At 53.3% G+C, this 21961-nt stretch carries 14 protein-coding genes, 5 tRNA genes and 1 pseudogene; 1 reads left to right on the top strand and 19 read right to left on the bottom strand.

The annotated features are described in order from the left end of the window. Window positions 1–97 precede the first annotated feature (97 nt). The 13 genes and pseudogenes from rpoC to O1721_RS04910 all read right to left on the bottom strand — a co-directional run bounded on the left by rpoC (window position 98) and on the right by O1721_RS04910 (window position 14159). Window positions 98–4321 (bottom strand): DNA-directed RNA polymerase subunit beta', encoded by a 4224-nt coding sequence (gene rpoC, locus O1721_RS04970; protein WP_017384083.1) that lies wholly within the window; start codon window positions 4319–4321, stop codon window positions 98–100. Between the two features lie 76 nt (window positions 4322–4397). Beyond that, window positions 4398–8425: pseudogene (gene rpoB / locus O1721_RS04965) on the bottom strand (DNA-directed RNA polymerase subunit beta). A 319-nt stretch (window positions 8426–8744) separates the two neighbouring features. After that, window positions 8745–9110, bottom strand: coding sequence for a 50S ribosomal protein L7/L12 (rplL, locus tag O1721_RS04960; protein ID WP_002445276.1), 366 nt, complete (start codon window positions 9108–9110; stop codon window positions 8745–8747). Window positions 9111–9176: 66 nt separating this feature from the next. Continuing rightward, complete coding sequence (gene rplJ, locus O1721_RS04955; RefSeq protein WP_003862338.1) at window positions 9177–9674, bottom strand: 50S ribosomal protein L10; 498 nt, start codon at window positions 9672–9674, stop codon at window positions 9177–9179. A gap of 289 nt (window positions 9675–9963) precedes the next feature. Continuing rightward, window positions 9964–10668: a 50S ribosomal protein L1 gene (rplA, locus tag O1721_RS04950; protein WP_006810530.1), complete on the bottom strand. Its 705-nt coding sequence runs from the start codon at window positions 10666–10668 to the stop codon at window positions 9964–9966. Window positions 10669–10671: 3 nt separating this feature from the next. Beyond that, the gene (rplK, locus tag O1721_RS04945; RefSeq protein WP_003862340.1) at window positions 10672–11100 is read right to left on the bottom strand and encodes a 50S ribosomal protein L11; all 429 of its coding nucleotides are present in this window, start codon (window positions 11098–11100) and stop codon (window positions 10672–10674) included. Window positions 11101–11256: 156 nt separating this feature from the next. Then, on the bottom strand, window positions 11257–11802 hold the full coding sequence (gene nusG / locus O1721_RS04940) for a transcription termination/antitermination protein NusG (protein ID WP_003862341.1): 546 nt from the start codon (window positions 11800–11802) through the stop codon (window positions 11257–11259). A gap of 1 nt (window position 11803) precedes the next feature. Continuing rightward, window positions 11804–12187 carry a preprotein translocase subunit SecE gene (gene secE / locus O1721_RS04935; protein WP_003862342.1) on the bottom strand — a complete coding sequence of 128 codons (384 nt, stop codon included), beginning with the start codon at window positions 12185–12187 and terminating at the stop codon, window positions 11804–11806. A gap of 227 nt (window positions 12188–12414) precedes the next feature. Then, the gene (tuf, locus tag O1721_RS04930; RefSeq protein WP_014885484.1) at window positions 12415–13599 is read right to left on the bottom strand and encodes an elongation factor Tu; all 1185 of its coding nucleotides are present in this window, start codon (window positions 13597–13599) and stop codon (window positions 12415–12417) included. Between the two features lie 118 nt (window positions 13600–13717). Then, window positions 13718–13793, bottom strand: a tRNA-Thr gene (locus tag O1721_RS04925). A 6-nt stretch (window positions 13794–13799) separates the two neighbouring features. Then, window positions 13800–13874, bottom strand: a tRNA-Gly gene (locus tag O1721_RS04920). Between the two features lie 116 nt (window positions 13875–13990). Continuing rightward, window positions 13991–14075, bottom strand: a tRNA-Tyr gene (locus tag O1721_RS04915). An 8-nt stretch (window positions 14076–14083) separates the two neighbouring features. Beyond that, window positions 14084–14159 (bottom strand) — tRNA-Thr (locus tag O1721_RS04910). Between the two features lie 317 nt (window positions 14160–14476). Here O1721_RS04910 and coaA point away from each other — a divergent pair. Next, window positions 14477–15427 carry a type I pantothenate kinase gene (coaA, locus tag O1721_RS04905; protein ID WP_015569977.1) on the top strand — a complete coding sequence of 317 codons (951 nt, stop codon included), beginning with the start codon at window positions 14477–14479 and terminating at the stop codon, window positions 15425–15427. Window positions 15428–15470: 43 nt separating this feature from the next. Here coaA and dppF read toward each other — a convergent pair whose 3' ends face one another. The 6 genes from dppF to O1721_RS04875 all read right to left on the bottom strand — a co-directional run bounded on the left by dppF (window position 15471) and on the right by O1721_RS04875 (window position 21873). After that, window positions 15471–16484 carry a dipeptide ABC transporter ATP-binding subunit DppF gene (gene dppF, locus O1721_RS04900; protein WP_017383568.1) on the bottom strand — a complete coding sequence of 338 codons (1014 nt, stop codon included), beginning with the start codon at window positions 16482–16484 and terminating at the stop codon, window positions 15471–15473. Then, on the bottom strand, window positions 16481–17464 hold the full coding sequence (dppD, locus tag O1721_RS04895) for a dipeptide ABC transporter ATP-binding protein (protein ID WP_015569978.1): 984 nt from the start codon (window positions 17462–17464) through the stop codon (window positions 16481–16483). Before dppD ends, dppF begins: the two co-directional genes overlap by 4 nt. A gap of 10 nt (window positions 17465–17474) precedes the next feature. Then, entirely contained in the window at window positions 17475–18377 is a 903-nt protein-coding gene (dppC, locus tag O1721_RS04890) for a dipeptide ABC transporter permease DppC (protein ID WP_017383569.1), read from the bottom strand. A gap of 9 nt (window positions 18378–18386) precedes the next feature. Continuing rightward, window positions 18387–19406: a dipeptide ABC transporter permease DppB gene (dppB, locus tag O1721_RS04885; RefSeq protein WP_006810536.1), complete on the bottom strand. Its 1020-nt coding sequence runs from the start codon at window positions 19404–19406 to the stop codon at window positions 18387–18389. Window positions 19407–19567: 161 nt separating this feature from the next. Then, window positions 19568–21175, bottom strand: coding sequence for a dipeptide ABC transporter periplasmic-binding protein DppA (gene dppA, locus O1721_RS04880; RefSeq protein WP_479953641.1), 1608 nt, complete (start codon window positions 21173–21175; stop codon window positions 19568–19570). A gap of 621 nt (window positions 21176–21796) precedes the next feature. Next, window positions 21797–21873, bottom strand: a tRNA-Pro gene (locus O1721_RS04875). Window positions 21874–21961 lie beyond the last annotated feature (88 nt).

Genomic DNA, 21961 nt, shown 5'->3' with positions numbered 1-21961 from the left:
AAACCCGCCGAGGCGGGTTTTTTATTGTCGGGTGGCGCTACGCTTACCCGACCTGTGATTCATATGCCCGGTAATTTTACCTACCGGGCATCAACGATTACTCGTTGTCGGAACCGCCCAGACCTGCGTTCAGCAGTTCTGCAAGGCTCGCGGATGCATCTTCGGCAGTCACCTGCGGTGCAGCTGGCAGTTCGCCCGCTGCGCGACGACGCATACGATCCTGGTGGTACGCATAACCGGTACCGGCCGGGATCAGACGACCCACGATAACGTTCTCTTTCAGACCGCGCAGTTCATCACGTTTACCTGCAACAGCCGCTTCGGTCAGGACACGAGTGGTTTCCTGGAACGATGCAGCAGAGATGAAGGACTCGGTTGCCAGAGACGCTTTGGTGATACCCAGCAGATCGCGTGCGAAGGTCGCACCGATTTTGCCGTTCGCTTCCAGATCGCGGTTAGCGATCTTAACGCGTGAGTATTCAACCTGCTCGCCTTCCAGGAAGTCGGAGCTGCCCGCGTTTTCGATGGTTGCTTTACGCAGCATCTGACGAACGATAACTTCAATGTGTTTATCGTTAATCTTAACGCCTTGCAGACGGTATACGTCCTGTACTTCGTTAACAATGTAACGGGTAACAGCATGCACACCACGCAGACGCAGGATGTCGTGCGGCGCTTCTGGACCATCGGAAACCACGTCACCACGTTCTACGCGTTCACCTTCGAACACGTTGAGCTGACGCCACTTAGGAATCATCTCTTCGTACGGCTCGCTGCCATCTACTGGCGTAATAACCAGGCGGCGCTTACCTTTGGTCTCTTTACCGAAGGAGATGATACCGCTGATTTCAGCCAGGATCGCAGGCTCTTTCGGACGACGTGCTTCGAACAGGTCCGCAACGCGTGGCAGACCACCGGTGATGTCCTTGGTACCGCCGGATTCCTGAGGAATACGCGCCAGGGTGTCACCAGAGCTGATCTGTACGCCATCTTCCAGCTGTACAATCGCTTTACCCGGCAGGAAGTACTGCGCAGGCATATCGGTACCAGGGATCAGAACGTCGTTGCCCTGAGCATCAACGATTTTCAGTGCAGGACGCAGATCTTTACCGCCGGTAGTACGTTCAGCAGAATCCAGAACCACCAGAGAAGACAGACCGGTCAGCTCGTCGGTCTGACGAGTAATGGTCTGGCCGTCGATCATGTCAGTGAAGCGGATGAAACCACTTACTTCGGTGATAACCGGCATGGTGTGTGGATCCCAGTTTGCAACGGTTTCACCGCCAGCAACCTGCTCGCCATCACCTTTCGCCATAACCGCACCGTAAGGCACTTTATAGCTCTCTTTGGTACGACCGAATTCGTCGATCAGCTTCAGCTCGGTGTTACGGGAAGTGATAACCAGTTTACCGCTGGAGTTCACAACCGACTTCGCGTTGCTGAGCTTGATGCTACCTTTGTTTTTCACCTGGATGCTGGATTCAGCAGCCGCACGAGATGCCGCACCACCGATGTGGAACGTACGCATCGTCAGCTGTGTACCCGGCTCACCGATGGACTGTGCCGCGATAACGCCGATAGCCTCACCTTTGTTGATGATGTGGCCACGCGCCAGGTCACGACCGTAGCAGTGCGCACACACACCAAAGTCGGTGTCACAGGATACAACGGAACGCACTTTCACGGAGTCAACAGAGTTCGCTTCCAGCAGGTCACACCACTGTTCGTGCAGCAGGGTGTTGCGTGGAACCAGAATGTCTGCGGTGCCCGGCTTCAGAATGTCTTCCGCGGTCACACGACCCAGTACGCGATCGCGCAGCGGCTCTTTAACATCACCACCCTCGATAACCGGGGTCATGGTGATACCTTCGAGGGTGCCACAATCGTCTTCGGTGACGACCAGATCCTGCGCAACGTCAACCAGACGACGCGTCAGATAACCGGAGTTCGCCGTTTTCAGTGCGGTATCCGCCAGACCTTTACGCGCACCGTGCGTGGAGATGAAGTACTGGAGTACGTTCAGACCTTCACGGAAGTTCGCGGTGATTGGCGTTTCGATGATGGAGCCATCTGGCTTCGCCATCAGACCACGCATACCTGCCAGCTGACGAATCTGTGCCGCAGAACCACGCGCACCGGAGTCGGCCATCATGTAGATGCTGTTGAAGGAGACCTGCTGCTCTTCTACGCCGTCACGGTTAATCACGGTTTCGGTTTGCAGGTTATCCATCATCGCTTTAGATACACGATCGTTCGCCGCAGCCCAGATATCGATAACTTTGTTGTAACGTTCGCCTGCGGTTACCAGACCAGACTGGAACTGCTCCTGGATCTCAGCAACTTCAGCTTCCGCTTCAGAGATGATCTCGTGTTTCTTCTCTGGGATGACCATGTCATCGATACCAACAGATGCACCTGAACGCGCTGCATAAGCAAAGCCGGTGTACATTGTCTGGTCAGCGAAGATAACGGTCGGCTTCAGACCCAGAATGCGGTAACAGGTGTTCAGCATTTTGGAGATCGCTTTCTTGCCCAGCGCCTGGTTGACGATGGAGAAAGGCAGACCTTTCGGTACGATCATCCACAGAATGGCACGGCCAACGGTCGTGTCTTTCAGGCTGGTGTGCGCAACGAACTCGCCGTTTTCATCTTTTTCGTATTCGGTGATACGCACTTTAACGCGCGCATGCAGAGAGGCCAGGCCAGCGCGATAAATACGCTCAGCTTCTTTCGGGCCAGTCAGCACCATGCCTTCGCCTTTGGCGTTAACACAGTCACGGGTCATGTAGTACAGACCCAGTACAACGTCCTGAGAAGGAACGATGATAGGTTCACCGTTCGCTGGAGACAGGATGTTGTTGGTAGACATCATCAGCGCACGCGCTTCGAGCTGGGCTTCCAGCGTCAGCGGTACGTGAACAGCCATCTGGTCACCATCGAAGTCGGCGTTATAGGCCGCACAAACCAGCGGGTGCAGCTGGATCGCTTTACCTTCGATCAGGACTGGCTCAAAGGCCTGGATACCCAGACGGTGCAGAGTTGGTGCACGGTTCAGCAGTACCGGGTGTTCGCGGATCACTTCGTCCAGGATATCCCAAACGACAGCTTCTTCACGCTCAACCATTTTCTTCGCGGCTTTGATGGTGGTGGCGAGGCCACGCAGTTCCAGCTTGCCGTAGATGAACGGTTTGAACAGCTCCAGTGCCATTTTCTTCGGCAGACCGCACTGATGCAGACGCAGGTATGGACCTACGGTGATTACAGAACGACCGGAGTAGTCAACACGCTTACCGAGCAGGTTCTGACGGAAACGACCCTGCTTACCTTTGATCATGTCGGCCAAAGATTTCAGAGGACGTTTGTTAGAACCGGTGATCGCACGACCACGACGACCGTTATCCAACAGGGCATCGACTGCTTCCTGAAGCATACGTTTTTCGTTGCGTACGATGATGTCCGGCGCAGCCAGATCCAGCAGACGTTTCAGACGGTTGTTACGGTTGATCACGCGACGGTACAGATCGTTCAGATCCGACGTTGCGAAACGACCACCATCCAGCGGAACCAGCGGACGCAGATCTGGCGGCAGAACCGGCAGAACGGTCAGGATCATCCACTCTGGTTTGTTACCAGACTGAACGAACGCTTCCAGCAGTTTGATACGCTTGGTCAGCTTTTTACGCTTGGTTTCGGAGTTGGTTTCGTTCAGCTCTTCGCGCAGAGTTTCACACTCTTGCTCCAGATCCATGCTCTTCAGCAGGGCCTGGATAGCTTCCGCACCCATCTTCGCGTCGAATTCGTCACCGAACTCTTCCAGCGCGTCCAGATACTGTTCTTCGGTCAGGATCTGGTTACGTTCCAGATTGGTCATCCCGCCTTCGATAACCACATAAGATTCGAAGTACAGAACACGTTCGATATCGCGCAGCGGCATATCCAGCAGCAGACCGATACGGGACGGCAGAGATTTCAGGAACCAGATGTGAGCGGTCGGAGACGCCAGCTCGATGTGGCCCATACGCTCACGGCGTACTTTGGTCTGGGTCACTTCAACGCCGCACTTCTCACAGATCACACCACGGTGTTTCAGGCGCTTGTACTTACCGCACAGGCACTCGTAATCTTTTACTGGCCCGAAAATACGCGCACAGAAAAGGCCGTCACGCTCAGGTTTGAACGTACGGTAGTTAATGGTTTCCGGCTTTTTAACTTCACCGAAAGACCATGAACGGATCATGTCTGGCGAAGCCAGAGCAATTTTGATCGCATCAAACTCTTCGGTTTTAGTTTGCGCTTTCAGAAACTTTAATAAGTCTTTCACGGATTTGCTCCCGTCGGAGTTAGCACACTCTGCTGTCGGGCGTTAACCCGACAGCAGTGACCTGTTTGAGCGAGAATTACTCGTCTTCCAGTTCGATGTTGATACCCAGCGAACGAATCTCTTTCAACAGTACGTTGAAGGATTCTGGCATGCCCGGTTCCATCTGATGGTTGCCGTCTACGATGTTCTTATACATCTTAGTACGACCGTTCACGTCATCAGACTTAACGGTGAGCATTTCCTGCAAGGTGTATGCTGCGCCGTATGCTTCCAGCGCCCACACTTCCATCTCCCCGAAGCGCTGACCACCGAACTGAGCCTTACCACCCAGCGGCTGCTGAGTAACCAGGCTGTAAGAACCGGTAGAACGAGCGTGCATCTTGTCGTCGACCAGGTGGTTCAGTTTCAGCATGTACATGTAACCTACGGTTACCGGACGCTCGAACTGTTCACCGGTACGGCCGTCAAACAGCGTAATCTGGCCAGACGTTGGCAGACCACCCAGTTGCAGCAGCTCTTTAATTTCAGCTTCTTTTGCACCGTCGAATACCGGCGTTGCAATTGGCATACCTTTGCGCAGGTTCTCTGCCAGACGCAGCACTTCTTCATCGCTGAAGGTGTTCAGGTCGACTTTCTGACGAACGTCGGTACCCAGATCGTAGGCACGCTGGATGAACTCGCGCAGTTTCGCGACTTCCTGCTGCTGTTTCAGCATGGCGTTGATCTTATCGCCGATACCTTTCGCAGCCATACCCAGGTGGGTTTCCAGAATCTGACCGATGTTCATACGAGACGGTACGCCCAGTGGGTTCAGTACGATATCTACCGGCGTACCGTTAGCATCGTGCGGCATATCTTCGATCGGGTTGATCTTAGAGATAACACCCTTGTTACCGTGACGACCTGCCATCTTATCACCAGGCTGGATCTGACGTTTAACAGCCAGATACACCTTAACAATCTTCAGCACGCCTGGTGCCAGATCGTCGCCCTGAGTGATTTTGCGGCGTTTCGCTTCGAGTTTTTTCTCGAACTCGTGTTTCAGTTCGTCATACTGCTCAGCCAGCTGTTCCAGCTGATTCTGTTTCTCTTCGTCGGTCAGGCCCAGTTCCAGCCAGCGATCGCGTGGCAGTTTGTCGAGCTTCTCAGCTTCAACGCCACCGGCAACCAGCACCGCATAGATACGGCTGAACAGACCTGCTTCGAGGATTTGCAGTTCTTCAGACAGGTCTTTCTTAGCCTGTTTGAGCTGCATCTCTTCGATTTCCAGCGCACGCTTATCTTTCTCAACGCCGTCACGGGTGAAGACCTGAACGTCGATAACCGTACCGGAAACACCGTTTGGTACGCGCAGAGAAGAGTCTTTAACGTCAGACGCTTTCTCACCGAAGATAGCACGCAGCAGTTTCTCTTCTGGCGTCAGCTGGGTTTCGCCTTTCGGCGTGACCTTACCAACCAGAATGTCACCGCCGGTCACTTCCGCGCCGATGTAAACAATACCGGATTCATCCAGTTTAGAGAGCGCAGCTTCACCCACGTTCGGGATGTCAGCGGTGATCTCTTCTGGCCCCAGCTTGGTGTCACGGGACACACATGCCAGTTCCTGAATGTGGATGGTGGTGAAACGATCTTCCTGAACCACACGCTCGGAGACGAGGATGGAGTCTTCGAAGTTGTAACCGTTCCACGGCATGAACGCTACGCGCATGTTCTGACCGAGCGCCAGTTCACCGAGGTCGGTGGACGGACCGTCTGCCAGCACGTCGCCGCGCTCAACTGGCTCACCCAGAGACACACATGGCATCTGGTTGATACAGGTGTTCTGGTTAGAACGGGTGTATTTGGTCAGGTTGTAGATGTCGATACCCGCTTCGCCCGGATACATCTCGTCTTCGTTAACTTTGATAACGATACGGGATGCGTCAACGTACTGAACGGTACCGCCACGCTTAGCAACTGCTGTAACACCAGAGTCAACGGCAACAGCACGTTCCATACCGGTACCAACCAGCGGCTTATCAGCACGCAGAGTTGGAACGGCCTGACGTTGCATGTTCGCACCCATCAATGCACGGTTGGCGTCATCGTGTTCCAGGAACGGGATCAGGGACGCACCGACGGATACCACCTGCTGGGTGGATACGTCCATGTAGTCAACCTGGTCGCGGCTGAACAAGCTGGATTCGCCTTTGCTACGGCAGGTAACCAGATCTTCTACAAAGTGGCCTTCGTCATCCAGGTTGGAGTTCGCCTGAGCGATAACGTAGTTGCCTTCTTCAATAGCAGACAGGTAATGAATTTCGTCAGTAACAACACCGTCGGTCACTTTACGATACGGGGTCTCGAGGAAACCGTATTCGTTCGTCTGTGCGTACACGGACAGGGAGTTGATCAGACCGATGTTTGGACCTTCAGGCGTTTCGATTGGACATACGCGACCGTAGTGAGTCGGGTGTACGTCTCGAACTTCAAAGCCTGCGCGTTCACGGGTCAGACCGCCTGGGCCGAGTGCGGAGATACGACGTTTGTGTGTGATCTCAGACAGCGGGTTGTTCTGGTCCATGAACTGAGACAGCTGGCTGGAACCGAAGAACTCTTTCACTGCCGCAGAAATCGGCTTGGCGTTGATCATATCCTGAGGCATCAGGGTATCCAGATCGCCCAGAGACAGACGCTCTTTCACCGCACGCTCTACACGTACCAGGCCAACGCGGAACTGGTTTTCCGCCATTTCGCCTACGGAACGGATACGACGGTTGCCGAGGTGGTCGATATCGTCCACTTCGCCTTTACCGTTACGGATATCGATGAGCTTCTTCATCACTTCAATGATGTCGTCTTTGCTCAGGATACCGGAACCTTCGATTTCGTCGCGCAGCAGAGAACGGTTGAACTTCATACGACCAACCGCGGACAGATCGTAGCGGTCTTCGGAGAAGAACAGGTTCTCGAACAGGCTTTCAGCCGCTTCGCGAGTTGGTGGCTCACCAGGACGCATCATGCGGTAGATTTCGACCAGCGCGCTCAGACGATCGTTGGTTGGGTCGACGCGTACAGTCTCAGAGATGTACGGACCGTGATCCAGATCGTTGGTGAACAGCGTTTCGATACGTTTGTGGCCAGCCTGACTCAGCTTAGCCAGCAGATCCAGGCTCAGCTCCATGTTCGCCGGGCAGATCAGCTCGCCAGTTGATTCATCAACGTAATCTTTCGCGGCTACTTTTCCTGCAATGTATTCAACCGGAACTCGATGTGTTTGATATCATCTTTTTCCAGCTGGCGGATGTGGCGCGCGGTGATACGGCGACCTTTTTCCACATACACTTTGCCGTCGGCTTCGATGTCGAACGACGCGGTCTCACCACGCAGACGTTCCGGCACCAACTCCATCTGCAATTTGTTGTCGCGGATTTCAAAGATCACTTTCTCAAAGAACAGGTCCAGGATCTGCTCAGTGGTATAGTTCAGTGCACGCAGAATGATGGTTGCAGGCAGCTTACGACGACGGTCGATACGGACAAACAGGTTGTCTTTTGGATCGAATTCGAAGTCCAGCCATGAACCACGGTAAGGAATGATGCGTGCGTTATACAGTACTTTACCGGAAGAGTGCGTTTTACCTTTATCGCTGTCGAAGAAGACACCCGGGCTACGGTGCAGCTGGGAAACGATAACACGCTCAGTACCGTTGATAACGAAAGTACCGTTGTCCGTCATGAGTGGAATTTCACCCATGTAGACTTCTTGTTCTTTAATGTCTTTTACGGTGCCTTCCGGCGCTTCGCGCTCGTAGATCACCAGACGCAGTTTTACGCGCAGCGGTGCGGAATAGGTCACGCCACGGATCTGACATTCCTGAACGTCAAACACCGGTTCGCCAAGGCGGTAGCTGACGTACTGCAGCTCGGAATTACCGCTGTAGCTCTGAATCGGGAACACGGAACGGAAGGCTGCTTCCAGGCCGTACTGCCCTTCAGGATCTTGCTCGATAAACTTCTGGAACGAGTCAAGCTGGATAGAAAGGAGATATGGAATGTCCAGAACTTGTGGACGTTTACCAAAATCCTTACGAATACGTTTTTTCTCGGTATAGGAGTAAACCATAGGGTTCCTCAGCTCGCTGACAAGTCGACCCATCTGTCCGACGAAGGGACAGTTTGTGCAACACCATTTTGTGGACCGGAAAATTGAATACTTTCCGCAATACCTGTTGCTATCACGCTTAAACCATTTCATTGCGATTTACACAGAGCGAGCACCCTGTCGCAGTATATTAAGTCGTCGATAGAAACAAGCATTGTCAGGACAACCAGCAGTCAAACAGTGTGAAATGCTGCTGATGCCTTACAGCGCAAAAAGGCTGGTGACTAAAAAGTCACCAGCCATCAGCCTAATTACTTAGGCTGCAACCAGAAAAGTTGGCTTATTTAACTTCAACTTCAGCGCCAGCTTCTTCCAGAGATTTTTTCAGTGCTTCTGCGTCGTCTTTGCTCACGCCTTCTTTCAGCGCAGCTGGAGCAGATTCTACCAGGTCTTTAGCTTCTTTCAGACCCAGGCCAGTTGCGCCACGTACTGCTTTGATTACAGCAACTTTGTTCGCGCCAGCAGCTTTCAGAATTACGTCGAATTCAGTTTTTTCTTCAGCAGCTTCAGCCGGGCCCGCAGCTACAGCTACAGCAGCAGCAGCAGAAACACCGAATTTTTCTTCCATTGCAGAAACCAGCTCTACAACGTCCATTACGGACATAGCTGCTACTGCTTCAATGATTTGATCTTTAGTGATAGACATTTAAATTGTTCCTGAAAATCAGAATAAGTTTATACGTAAGCAAATGCTTTATAAAGATAACTGCGATTAAGCAGCTTCTTTCGCATCGCGTACAGCAGCCAGAGTGCGAACCAGTTTGCCAGCCGCAGCTTCTTTCATGGTTGCCATCAGGCGTGCAATTGCTTCTTCGTAGGTCGGCAGGGTTGCCAGGCGATCGATTTGCGATGCCGGGATCAACTCACCTTCAAAGGCTGCAGCTTTGACCTCAAATTTTGCATTCGCTTTCGCGAACTCTTTGAACAGACGAGCAGCAGCGCCCGGGTGTTCCATAGAGTATGCAATCAGGGTCGGACCAACAAACGTGTCTTTCAGGCACTCGAACTGAGTACCTTCAACTACGCGACGCAGCAGGGTGTTACGAACAACACGCATGTATACGCCAGCTTCACGACCTGCTTTACGCAGTTCAGTCATTTTGTCTACAGTAACGCCACGGGAATCCGCAACTACTGCAGACAGCGCGCCTTTGGCTACTTCGCTGACTTCAGCAACAATCGCTTGTTTGTCTTGAAGATTTAAAGCCATTAGCTTTGCTCCTGGATGTTTGCCGGAACTCATGTTCCGGAACTCACTTCACTCGACCCAACGGGAAGAGCGTCTTAATACGGTGAGCAGAAACAAGCCAGAGTATTTAAAATAATCTTAGCGTTCTGTCACCGTCTACGCAGGGGATTAAGTTTCTTGCGAAACACCTGCGGTCTTCGACGGAGGCCTGGATAGGCCAGGCTCCAACGAACAATTCTTTTAGCCGCTAACTTTTGTTAGCAAACGTGGGGGTAAGATTGTAGACAAAATCACCGCCCACGTAAAGGCATTAGTTTGCAGCAGCGCTCAGGCCAGCCTGGTCAACTGCAACACCTGCACCCATGGTGGTGGAGATGCTAACTTTCTTGATGTACACGCCTTTCGCCTGAGTTGGTTTTGCTTTTTTCAGCGCAACCAGCAGAGCTTCCAGGTTTTCTTTCAGTTTGTCAGCGTCAAAGTCCACTTTACCGATGGTGGTGTGGATGATGCCGTTTTTGTCGTTACGGTAACGAACCTGACCTGCTTTAGCGTTCTTAACCGCTTCAGCAACGTTAGGCGTTACAGTACCCACTTTCGGGTTTGGCATCAGGCCGCGTGGACCCAGAACCTGGCCCAGCTGGCCAACAACGCGCATTGCATCTGGAGAAGCAATAACAACGTCAAAGTTCATTTCGCCTTTCTTGATCTGATCAGCCAGATCTTCCATACCTACCAGTTCAGCGCCGGCAGCTTTAGCAGCTTCAGCGTTTGCACCCTGAGCAAATACAGCTACGCGTACGGAACGGCCAGTACCGTGTGGCAGTACAGTTGCGCCACGAACGTTCTGATCGGATTTACGAGCGTCGATGCCCAGGTTAACGGCAACGTCAACGCTTTCAACGAACTTAGCAGTTGCCAGTTCTTTCAGCAGAGCGATAGCTTCGTTGATGTCGTACTGTTTGGTCGCATCAACTTTGTCACGGATCACGGACATGCGCTTGGTCAGTTTAGCCATTTCTTAGTCCTCCACTACCAGGCCCATGGAACGTGCAGTACCTTCGATGGAGCGAGTCATCGCTTCAATGTCGGAACCAGTCATGTCGGCAGCTTTGGTCTGCGCGATTTCCTGCAACTGAGCGCGGGAAATTTTACCCACTTTGTCTTTGTTCGGCTTACCGGAACCAGACTTGATGCCCGCTGCTTTCTTCAGCAGAACTGCTGCTGGAGGGGTTTTGGTAACGAAAGTGAAAGAACGGTCAGCGTAAACAGTGATTACAACTGGGATTGGCAGACCTTTTTCCATGGATTCAGTTTTGGCGTTGAACGCTTTACAGAATTCCATGATGTTCACACCCTGCTGACCCAGAGCTGGACCAACTGGTGGACTTGGGTTCGCCATACCTGCTGCAACCTGCAGCTTGACGTAGGCTTGTACTTTCTTAGCCATTCTAAAATCCTCTGATTGGGTAATAACGCCTCGGAGAGGCTCCCCGTGAATAAAATTCGTTTTACGGGTCGGGACCCATAAAAACAAAAGGCGCGAAATTGTATTCCAATCTCGCGCCCTGTGCAACGATTAAATCGTCGCTTTTTTGATCGCTGCTTAGGCTTTTTCTACCTGAGCAAAGTCCAGCTCTACCGGGGTCGCACGACCAAAGATAGAAACGGAAACTTTCAGGCGGGACTTCTCGTAGTCCACTTCTTCGACGACGCCATTGAAGTCAGCAAACGGACCGTCGTTAACACGAACCATCTCACCCGGTTCAAACAGCGTTTTCGGACGCGGTTTATCACCAACCTGCTGGAGGCGGTTCATAATCGCATCAACTTCTTTGTCGCTGATTGGCGCCGGACGGTCAGATGTGCCGCCGATAAAGCCCATCACGCGTGGTACGCTGCGCACCAGGTGCCAGCTCGCGTCGTTCATCACCATCTGAACCAGCACGTAACCCGGGAAGAATTTACGCTCGCTTTTGCGACGTTGGCCGCCACGGATCTCAACCACTTCTTCGGTCGGAACCATAACTTCGCCAAATAACTCTTCCATATTATGTAATTTGATATGCTCACGCAGCGACGTAGCTACGCGGCCTTCAAAACCGGAAAACGCCTGAACGACGTACCAGCGCTTTTTAGGGGCTTCAGACATCTCAGAACCTCAGGCCAGTGATAAAGGATACCAGGCGAACCAGAATACCATCCAGTCCCCACAGGATCAGTGACATTACAGCGGTTACCGCCGCTACAATCAGCGTGGTGTGCAATGTTTCCTGGCGAGTCGGCCAAATGACCTTGCGGACTTCGGTACGCGCTTCGCGGGCAAACGCAACGGTCGCTTTGCCTTTCGTCGTCAACAGCGCGACACCACCCGCCGCAGCAATCAGAATTACCACTGCAAGCGCGCGTAGCGGCAGCATCATGTCACGATAAAGATAGTTGCCGACAATCGCCACAATCAGCAGCACGGCTACAACTACCCATTTCATCGCTTCCAGGCCGCGCCCGCTCCCTTGAGCTTCGGTATTCGCACTCATAAACCAACCTGTCAGAAGTATTCTACAAACATTTTCACCCCGCGTGTGCGAGGCAAACCAATCGAAATGCTATTCGCTTTTCGTATTATACGCTCTCCGCAGAGCCTGTCTCAGCAATGATTATGACAAAATTAATCACTGATGAGCCAGGTTCTGATGTGAAAGCGTGCAAAAAGGGCATCAAATGATGCCCTTTTATTGCGCATTGCGTCAAATGTTATCAGCGATTAGCCGAGAACTTTAGCAACAACGCCCGCGCCAACGGTACGGCCGCCTTCACGGATTGCGAAACGCAGACCGTCGTCCATCGCGATTGGGTGGATCAGCGTCACAACCATCTTGATGTTGTCGCCTGGCATTACCATCTCTACACCTTCTGGCAGTTCGATGGTACCGGTCACGTCAGTTGTACGGAAGTAGAACTGTGGACGGTAGCCTTTGAAGAACGGAGTATGACGGCCGCCTTCGTCTTTGGACAGAATGTACACTTCAGATTCGAACTTGGTGTGTGGCTTGATTGAGCCTGGCTTCGCCAGAACCTGACCACGTTCGATTTCTTCACGTTTGATACCACGCAGCAGAACACCAACGTTCTCACCAGCACGGCCTTCGTCCAGCAGTTTGCGGAACATTTCAACGCCAGTACAGGTAGACTTCGCAGTCTCTTTGATACCAACGATTTCAACTTCTTCACCAACTTTGATGATACCGCGCTCTACACGACCGGTAACAACGGTACCACGACCGGAGATGGAGAATACGTCTTCGATTGGCAGCAGGAATGGCTTGTCAATCGCACGCTCTGGTTCTGGGATGTAAGAATCCAGGTAGCCAGCCAGTTCGATGATTTTCGCTTCCCACTCTGCGTCACCTTCCAGCGCTTTCAGCGCGGAACCACGAACGATTGGAGTGTCGTCGCCTGGGAAATCGTACTGAGACAGCAGTTCACGAACTTCCATCTCTACCAGTTCCAGCAGCTCTTCGTCATCAACCATGTCGCATTTGTTCAGGAACACGATGATGTAAGGAACGCCTACCTGACGACCCAGCAGGATGTGCTCACGAGTCTGAGGCATAGGGCCGTCAGTCGCAGCAACAACCAGGATCGCGCCGTCCATCTGCGCAGCACCGGTGATCATGTTTTTAACATAGTCGGCGTGGCCTGGGCAGTCTACGTGCGCGTAGTGGCGAGTCGGGGTGTCATACTCAACGTGAGAGGTGTTGATGGTGATACCACGAGCTTTTTCTTCTGGTGCGTTATCGATCTGGTCGAAAGCACGAGCAGCACCGCCGTAGGTTTTAGCCAGTACGGTAGTGATTGCAGCGGTCAGCGTTGTTTTACCATGGTCAACGTGGCCGATAGTACCGACGTTAACGTGCGGTTTTGTACGTTCAAACTTTTCTTTAGACATCGATTGTCCCTCTAAGACACGGATAAATCGGTGATATCACCACATCAACCAGGCGAAAATGCCTGAACTGTTGAATACATTTACATTGAAACAGAGAGAAAGGGAGGGAGAAGTGAAGTGGTGCTGATACCCAGAGTCGAACTGGGGACCTCACCCTTACCAAGGGTGCGCTCTACCAACTGAGCCATATCAGCACGTATTGGAGCGGGCAGCGGGAATCGAACCCGCATCATCAGCTTGGAAGGCTGAGGTAATAGCCATTATACGATGCCCGCATCCTGAAACTCGGCTACCCAGTTCTTTCTGTAACAAAAAAAGAGATTTCTCTCTTTTCTGTTCGAGCTGGTCAATTTTTCCAACCAGCTCCGGCGGCGTTGTCGCTGCCAGAAAGTGGTGGTGGGGGAAGGATTCGAACCTTCGAAGTCTGTGACGGCAGATTTACAGTCTGCTCCCTTTGGCCGCTCGGGAACCCCACCGGACTTGATGGTGCCGACTACCGGAATCGAACTGGTGACCTACTGATTACAAGTCAGTTGCTCTACCTACTGAGCTAAGTCGGCATCAAGTAGCGCGCATTCTATGGAGACCTGCGCAGTCATGCAACTAAAAAATTGCATAAAACGTTCTTTCGCTCACATTTTATTCGAAACCAGGGCTAACCGCTGTAAATTCATCCGCTCACGGTTAAAAATTCAACATGAACGCCTGATTTCGGCACGCTATAGCCCCAGGTGATGCCTGCCCGGTTAAGCATCGCTTTCCCATATTTTTTCTTATTATTCCTCTCATCTGGTGTTAACCTCCTGCCCATTGTCCAAAATTAACTATGTGATGAGCCCGCACCCGCCGTTTCGTGATGGTTCACAGAAGCATGCTTATGAGCAAAAAAGAGCAAACGTTAATGACGCCCTATCTTCAGTTTAACCGTAGCCAGTGGGCAGCCCTGCGTGACTCCGTCCCTATGACACTGACGGAAGGTGAAATCGCACGGCTAAAAGGGATAAACGAAGATCTCTCCCTGGAAGAGGTGGCAGAAATCTATCTCCCCCTTTCTCGCTTGCTTAACTTCTATATCAGCTCCAATTTGCGCCGTCAGGCCGTACTGGAACAGTTCCTCGGCACGAACGGTCAACGTATTCCTTATATCATCAGTATTGCGGGCAGCGTGGCAGTGGGTAAAAGTACCACCGCGCGCGTGCTACAGGCGCTGCTGAGCCGCTGGCCGGAACACCGCAGCGTGGAGCTGATCACCACCGACGGCTTCCTGCATCCCAACGAGGTGTTGAAAGAACGCGGCCTGATGAAAAAGAAGGGCTTCCCGCTCTCTTATGATATGCACCGCCTGGTAAAGTTTGTTTCAGATCTAAAATCGGGCGTACCTCACGTTACCGCGCCGGTTTACTCGCATCTGATCTACGACCGCATCCCGGATGGCGACAAAACGGTTGTGCAGCCCGACATCCTGATTCTGGAAGGCTTAAACGTCCTGCAAAGCGGGATGGATTATCCTCACGATCCGCATCATGTGTTTGTCTCTGACTTTGTCGATTTCTCAATTTATGTCGATGCGCCGGAAGATTTGCTGCAACGCTGGTATATCAACCGCTTCCTGAAGTTCCGCGAAGGCGCGTTCACCGACCCGGATTCCTACTTCCACAACTACGCCCAGCTCTCTGAAGAAGAGGCTATCAGCGTGGCGACCGGGCTGTGGAATGAGATCAACTACGTCAACCTCAAAGAGAACATCCTGCCGACGCGCGAACGCGCAAGCCTGATCCTCACCAAGAGTGAGAAACACGCCGTCGACCAGATTCGTTTACGGAAGTAGACCTCAGACGTAAAAAAAACCGGCTTAACGCCGGTTTTTTTATTTATGCCTGCGGCTTTTCGCCGTTTTCATCCTGATCGACCGCGAAGCAGGCCACCAGCTGTCCGCCATAATCCTTCAGCTGTGGCTGCAACTGCGTGCACGGGCCGAAGCGGCGACGGCAACGGGCGTTGAACGCACATCCCGGCGGCGGGTTAAGTGGGCTTGGCAACTCGCCGGTCAGCTTAATGCGCTCCCGGCGGTCATCCGGGTTCAGCCGCGGCGTTGCAGACAGCAGCGCCTGCGTATACGGATGACGCGGGTTAGTAAAGATCTGATCTTTCGTCCCCTTCTCCACGCAGCGTCCCAGATACATCACCATCACCTCATCGGCAATGTGCTCAACCACGGACAGGTCATGGGAGATGAAGACGTACGACAGTCCCAGATCCTGCTGTAAATCCATCATCAGGTTAAGCACCTGCGCACGTACGGACACGTCAAGCGCTGAGACCGGCTCATCGGCAATCACCACGTCCGGGTCAAGCATCAGCCCACGGGCGATGGCAATACGCTGACGCTGACCGCCAGAGAACATATGCGGGTAGCGATCGTAATGCTCGGTTTTAAGCCCCACCTTCGCCATCATCGCCAGCGCTTTTTCACGACGCTGCTCTTTGCTCAGATTGCTGTTAATCAGCAGCGGCTCTTCCAGAATCTGCCCCACTTTTTTACGCGGGTTTAAAGAACCGTACGGGTTCTGGAACACAATCTGGATTTTTTGACGACGCAGCTTCTGCGCCTGCGGATCGTGCTTGAGCAGATCCTGGCCCTGATAGTAAAGCTCGCCGCCGGTTGGCGTTTCGATCATCGTCAGCAGACGGCCCAGCGTGGATTTTCCACAGCCCGACTCCCCGACGACCGCCAGCGTTTTACCGCGTTCAAGGCTGAAGGAGACGCCGTCCAGCGCTTTTACCAGGCGCTCGGGGGCAAAAATCCCCTTCTTCACCGGGTAATGTTTTTTCAGGTCGATAGCCTGCAACAGCGGCTGTTGCGTGGTGGCCTCGTGCGTACTCATAGTGTTGGCCTCCCGGCATCATCGAGTGGGTAGTGGCATTTTGACTGCCGACCATCGGCCAGCAGATTCAGCTCTGGCTCCTCGGCGCGGCATTTATCCGTCGCATACGGGCAGCGCGGATTCAGCAGGCAGCCCTGCGGACGGTCATATTTACCCGGAACCACACCCGGCAGTGACGCCAGACGCGCTTTGTCCTGGGCAAACTCCGGCAGCGCGCGCAGTAACGCCTGCGTATACGGGTGACGCGGCGCGCGGAAGATATCGTGCGAACTTCCGGTCTCCACTACCTGACCCGCATACATCACGATGATTTTGTGTGCCGCTTCCGCCACCAGCGCCAGGTCGTGCGTAATCAGCACCAGCGCCATATTCTCTTTCTGCTGCAACTCCAGCAGCAGCTCGATGATTTGCGCCTGGATGGTTACGTCCAGCGCGGTAGTTGGTTCATCCGCAATCAGCAGTTTTGGTCGACAGGCAATCGCCATGGCGATCATCACGCGCTGGCTCATGCCGCCGGAAAGCTGATGCGGGTAAACGTCCAGACGCGATGCTGGGTCAGGTATCCCCACCAGGTTCAGCAGATCGATAGCACGCTGGCGACGGGTTTTCTTGTTGCCGCCCTGATGCACCTTAATGGCTTCCATAATCTGGAAACCGACGGTGTAGCATGGGTTCAGGCTGGTCATGGGGTCCTGGAAGATCATCGCCACTTCCGCGCCCACCAGCTGGCGGCGCTGTTTTTCGGAAATGCGCTTCAGATCCTGACCGTTGAACTCCAGATTTTCCGCCATCACGCGACCGGGGTAGTCAATCAGCCCCATAATCGCCAGCGAACTCACTGACTTACCGGAGCCCGACTCTCCTACAATCCCGACCACTTCGCCCTGATTAACGCTGTAGCTGATGCGGTCCACGGCGCGAAACGGTGTGCCTTCGTCGCCAAAGTGCACGGATAATTTATCTACATTTAATAACGCCATCTCGTGCCTCTTACTGCTTCAGTTTGGGATCAAGTGCATCACGCAGACCGTCACCCATCAGGTTAAATGCCAGCACCGTCAGCAGAATCGCCAGACCCGGGAAGGTGACGACCCACCAGGCGCTTTGCGCGAACTGCAACACGTCGGAGAGCATGGTGCCCCACTCCGGTGTTGGCGGCTGCGCACCCATGCCAAGGAAGCCAAGAGCGGCCATATCAAGAATGGCGTTAGAGAAACCGAGCGACGCCTGAACAATCAGCGGAGCAAGGCAGTTTGGGAAGATATTGATAAACATCTGACGCATAGCACCGGCACCCGCCACGCGAGAGGCGGTAACGTAGTCCCGGTTCACTTCCACCAGCACCGCCGCACGGGTCAGACGCACGTAATGCGGTAGCGCAACAAACGTCAGCGCAAGCGCGGCGTTACCAATCGACGGACCAAAGATCGCCACCAGCACCAGCGCCAGCAGCAGGCTTGGCAATGCCAGCATAATGTCGACGACGCGCATGATGATGTTATCAACAATGCCGCCGAAGTAGCCTGCCACCAGGCCGAGTACGATCCCCATGATCAGCGACAGTACGACAACGAGGCAGCCAACCAGCAGCGACAGGCGTGCGCCGTACATCAGGCGCGACAGCACATCGCGGCCCACGTCGTCGGTGCCCAGCAGGTGCGTCAGGCTTCCGCCGTCCTGCCATGCAGGAGGTGCCAGCAGCGCATCGCGGAACTGATCAGCCGGGTTATACGGCGCAAGGAAGTTCGCAAACACCGCAATCAGGATCATGATGGAAACATACACCAGCCCGACGACCGCGCCTTTGTTGCGCTTGAAGTAGTGCCAGAACTCCTGCATCGGCGTCATTGGCACCGGTGCGGTGACCACTTTATTTTGAGTAACTTGTGACATGATGGCCCCTTACTTCTTATGACGAATACGCGGGTTCACCACGCCGTACAGCAAATCGACCAGCAGGTTGACGAGGATAATCATCGTCGCGACCAGCAGTACACCGCCCTGCACAACCGGATAGTCACGGCGTTGTAGCGCATCAATCAGCCAGCGTCCAAGACCCGGCCAGGAGAAGATGGTTTCGGTCAGGATCGCCCCCGCCAGCAGCGTACCGACCTGCAAACCGATAACGGTTACCACCGGCAGCATAGCGTTACGCAGGGCATGAATGATGATGACGCGCATACGGGTCAGGCCTTTAGCGCGGGCAGTACGAATATAATCCTCGCCCAGCACTTCCAGCATGGAGGAACGGGTCATACGCACGATCACCGCCAGAGGGATGGTGCCCAGCACCATTGCAGGCAGGATCATGTGCGCAACCGCATCAATGAAGTTGCCCTCTTCGCCCCAGATCGCCGTATCAATCAGCATAAAGCCGGTTAACGGGTTGGTGTCGTCAAGGAAAACCATGTCGCTGACGCGTCCGGAGACCGGCGTCAGGTTCCACTGCACCGAGACCAGCATGATCAGCATCATGCCCCACCAGAAGATAGGCATGGAGTAGCCGGTCAGTGCCAGGCCAACAGCGGTGTGGTCGAAAATAGAGCCACGCTTAACGGCAGCCAGTACGCCAACGGGGATCCCTACCGCGGTCGCGAAGATCATGGCGCAGATACCGAGTTCCAGCGTCGCTTTAAAGCGCGGTACGAACTCGTCCCACACCGGAAGACGGCTTTTCAGTGAAATCCCTAAATCGCCGTGCAACACACCCCAGATATAGTGGAGATACTGCTGCCACATCGGCTTATCAAGGCCGAGTTCAGCCAGCAGTTGCGCATGACGTTCAGGGGAGATACCACGCTCGCCCGCCATAATCATTACCGGGTCACCCGGGATCATATGGACGAAGGCAAAAGTGAGAAGGGTGATACCGATAAACGTCGGGATAACCAGTCCCAGACGTCGGAGGATGAACTGCAACATAACCCGGATTCTCTCTGATGACGCACGCCCAGTGGCGTGACGTCTGTATTGCTCACAAATGTAAATTCCCTCTCCCTGTGGGAGAGGGTTAGGGTGAGGGGGTGCATGCACGACCCTCACCCCTGCCCTCTCCCACAGGGAGAGGGAGAACACCCTACTTATTATTCAACAGACACGTTTTCGAAGTGGTGTTTGCCCAGTGGATCAACCACGTAGCCCTTCACTTCTTTACGCACTGGCTCGTACACGGTGGAGTGAGCAACAATCAGCGCCGGAGCCTGATCGTGCATGACAACCTGAGCTTGCTTGTACAGTTCAATACGTTTGTTGTGATCGTCGGTCGCACGCGCCGGCTGGATCAGATCTTCAAATGGCTTGTAGCACCAGCGAGAATAGTTAGAACCGTCTTTCGCTGCCGCACAGCTGAACAGGGTCGCGAAGAAGTTGTCCGGATCCCCGTTGTCGCCGGTCCAGCCCATCATGACCGCCTGGTGTTCGCCCGCTTTAGCGCGCTTCAGGTACTCGCCCCACTCGTAGGTCACAATTTTGGCCTGTACGCCAATCTTCGCCCAGTCAGCCTGAACCATTTCCGCCATACGACGTGCGTTCGGGTTGTAAGGACGCTGTACCGGCATCGCCCACAGCTCGACGGTGAAGCCTTTGTCCTGGCCCGCTTCTTTCAGCAGCGCTTTCGCTTTCTCAGGATCGTAGGTGTAGTCCTTAATGTCGTCGTTATAACCCCACATGGTTGGTGGGATCAGGTTCTTGGCCGCAACGCCCGCGCCCTGGTAAACGGCTTTGATGATCGCTTCTTTGTTCACCGCGTAATTCAGCGCCTGACGCACTTTCACGTCATCGAACGGTTTCTTCTCGGTGTTGAAGGAGAGATAACCCACGTTCAGGCCCGCCTGCTCCAGCAGGTTGATATTTTTGTCCTGCTTCATGCGCGCGATGTCAGCCGGGTTTGGATACGGCATCACCTGACATTCGTTTTTCTGCAATTTTGCGTAACGCACGGATGCGTCAGGCGTGATGGAGAAGACCAGACGGTCGATCTGCGGCTTGGTACCCCAGTAGCCCGGGAAGGCTTTATACAGAATACGGGAATCTTTCTGGTACTGAAGCAGCTGGAACGGGCCGGTACCGATTGGGTTCAGGTCCACTTTTTCCGGGGTGCCGGCTTTCAGCATGTTGTCCGCGTACTCTTTAGAGAGAATCGAGGCGAAGTCCATCGCCAGGTCAGCCAGGAATGGCGCTTCCGGACGCGTCAGCACAAACTGAACGGTTTTATCGTCCACTTTTTTCACTTCAGCGATCAGGTCTGGCAGACCCATCCCTTCGAAGTATTCATAGCTGCCGCCAGACACTTTATGGTACGGGTTCTGGGCATTTTTCTGACGGTCGAAGGAGAACACAACGTCGTCGGCGTTAAAGTCGCGCGTAGGTTTAAATTCTTTGCTGTCCTGCCACTTCACGCCCTGGCGCAGGTGGAAGGTGTAGGTTTTACCGTCTTCGCTGATATCCCACTTTTCAGCCAGACCAGGAATTACTTCCGTGGTGCCGGTTTTAAATTCAACCAGACGGTTATAGATCGGTACAGAGCTTGCGTCGTAAGTCGTACCAGAGGTAAAGAGCTGTGGGTTAAAGCCTTCCGGAGAGCCTTCAGAACAGTAAACCAGGGTTTTTGCCTGTACGCTTGCTGCAACGGTCATGGCCACCAGGCTCAGACCAAGCTTCAGCATCCCTGACTTCTTCAAGGAAATACTCATTATTGTGCTCCAATGTGATGTTTTGCTTTGTTGTGTTACGCCGCCTGACCTTTATTTATTTTTTACCCGGTCCGGTCGGTGATGCCCGAAGGCGTTAAAAGGGATAGAGAATCCTTTCAGAAGAGCGTTTGAGTTGCAGCGCAGATCCTCCCTGAAATGCCCCTCGTGCCCTACAATCTGTCAACAGAATGTGAAAACGTCAATACAGGTGGCGGGGATTTACGTGGAGTGTGAGAAACCGCAAACAAAGATTAAAAAAACCCTGACCGTGAGTTTTCAGCAGAGAAATTTATGCTACTCGCCATGATGCAGCACAATTATCTTCATATTTCGCAACACTCAGTGATTAAGTTTTATTCAGAATGGGTAAATTTTCTTACAGAATGGTGATTATCTGAGCACTAAATACCGCGAACGTTAAAACGCACAGCGAAAAATGCTGAGGTTATCCATAAGCAACGCGAAAAAAGATCAAACTATATATAAAAAAATACAATGGATTATGTCACAAAACCGCAAGCAGGCAGGGGGAAGCAGGGCTAAGGGGTATTTTGAGGACTCGTGCGGGGTAACGCGTTAATGCAAAAAGGGCTAACCTTGCGGTTAGCCCTTTTTAGAATGTGGTCGGCGAGAGAGGATTCGAACCTCCGACCCACTGGTCCCAAACCAGTTGCGCTACCAAGCTGCGCTACTCGCCGAATGCGGAGCGCATCTTACTGCTGAGGTGCGCCCCCGTCAATCCCTTATTTTCAAAAAGCCATTCAACTGGCGATATTCTCGCCAGAC

It is taken from the genome of Enterobacter cloacae complex sp. HYC033_NIDB, from assembly GCF_056673335.1.
This window is presented reverse-complemented; position numbering and strand designations above follow the sequence as displayed.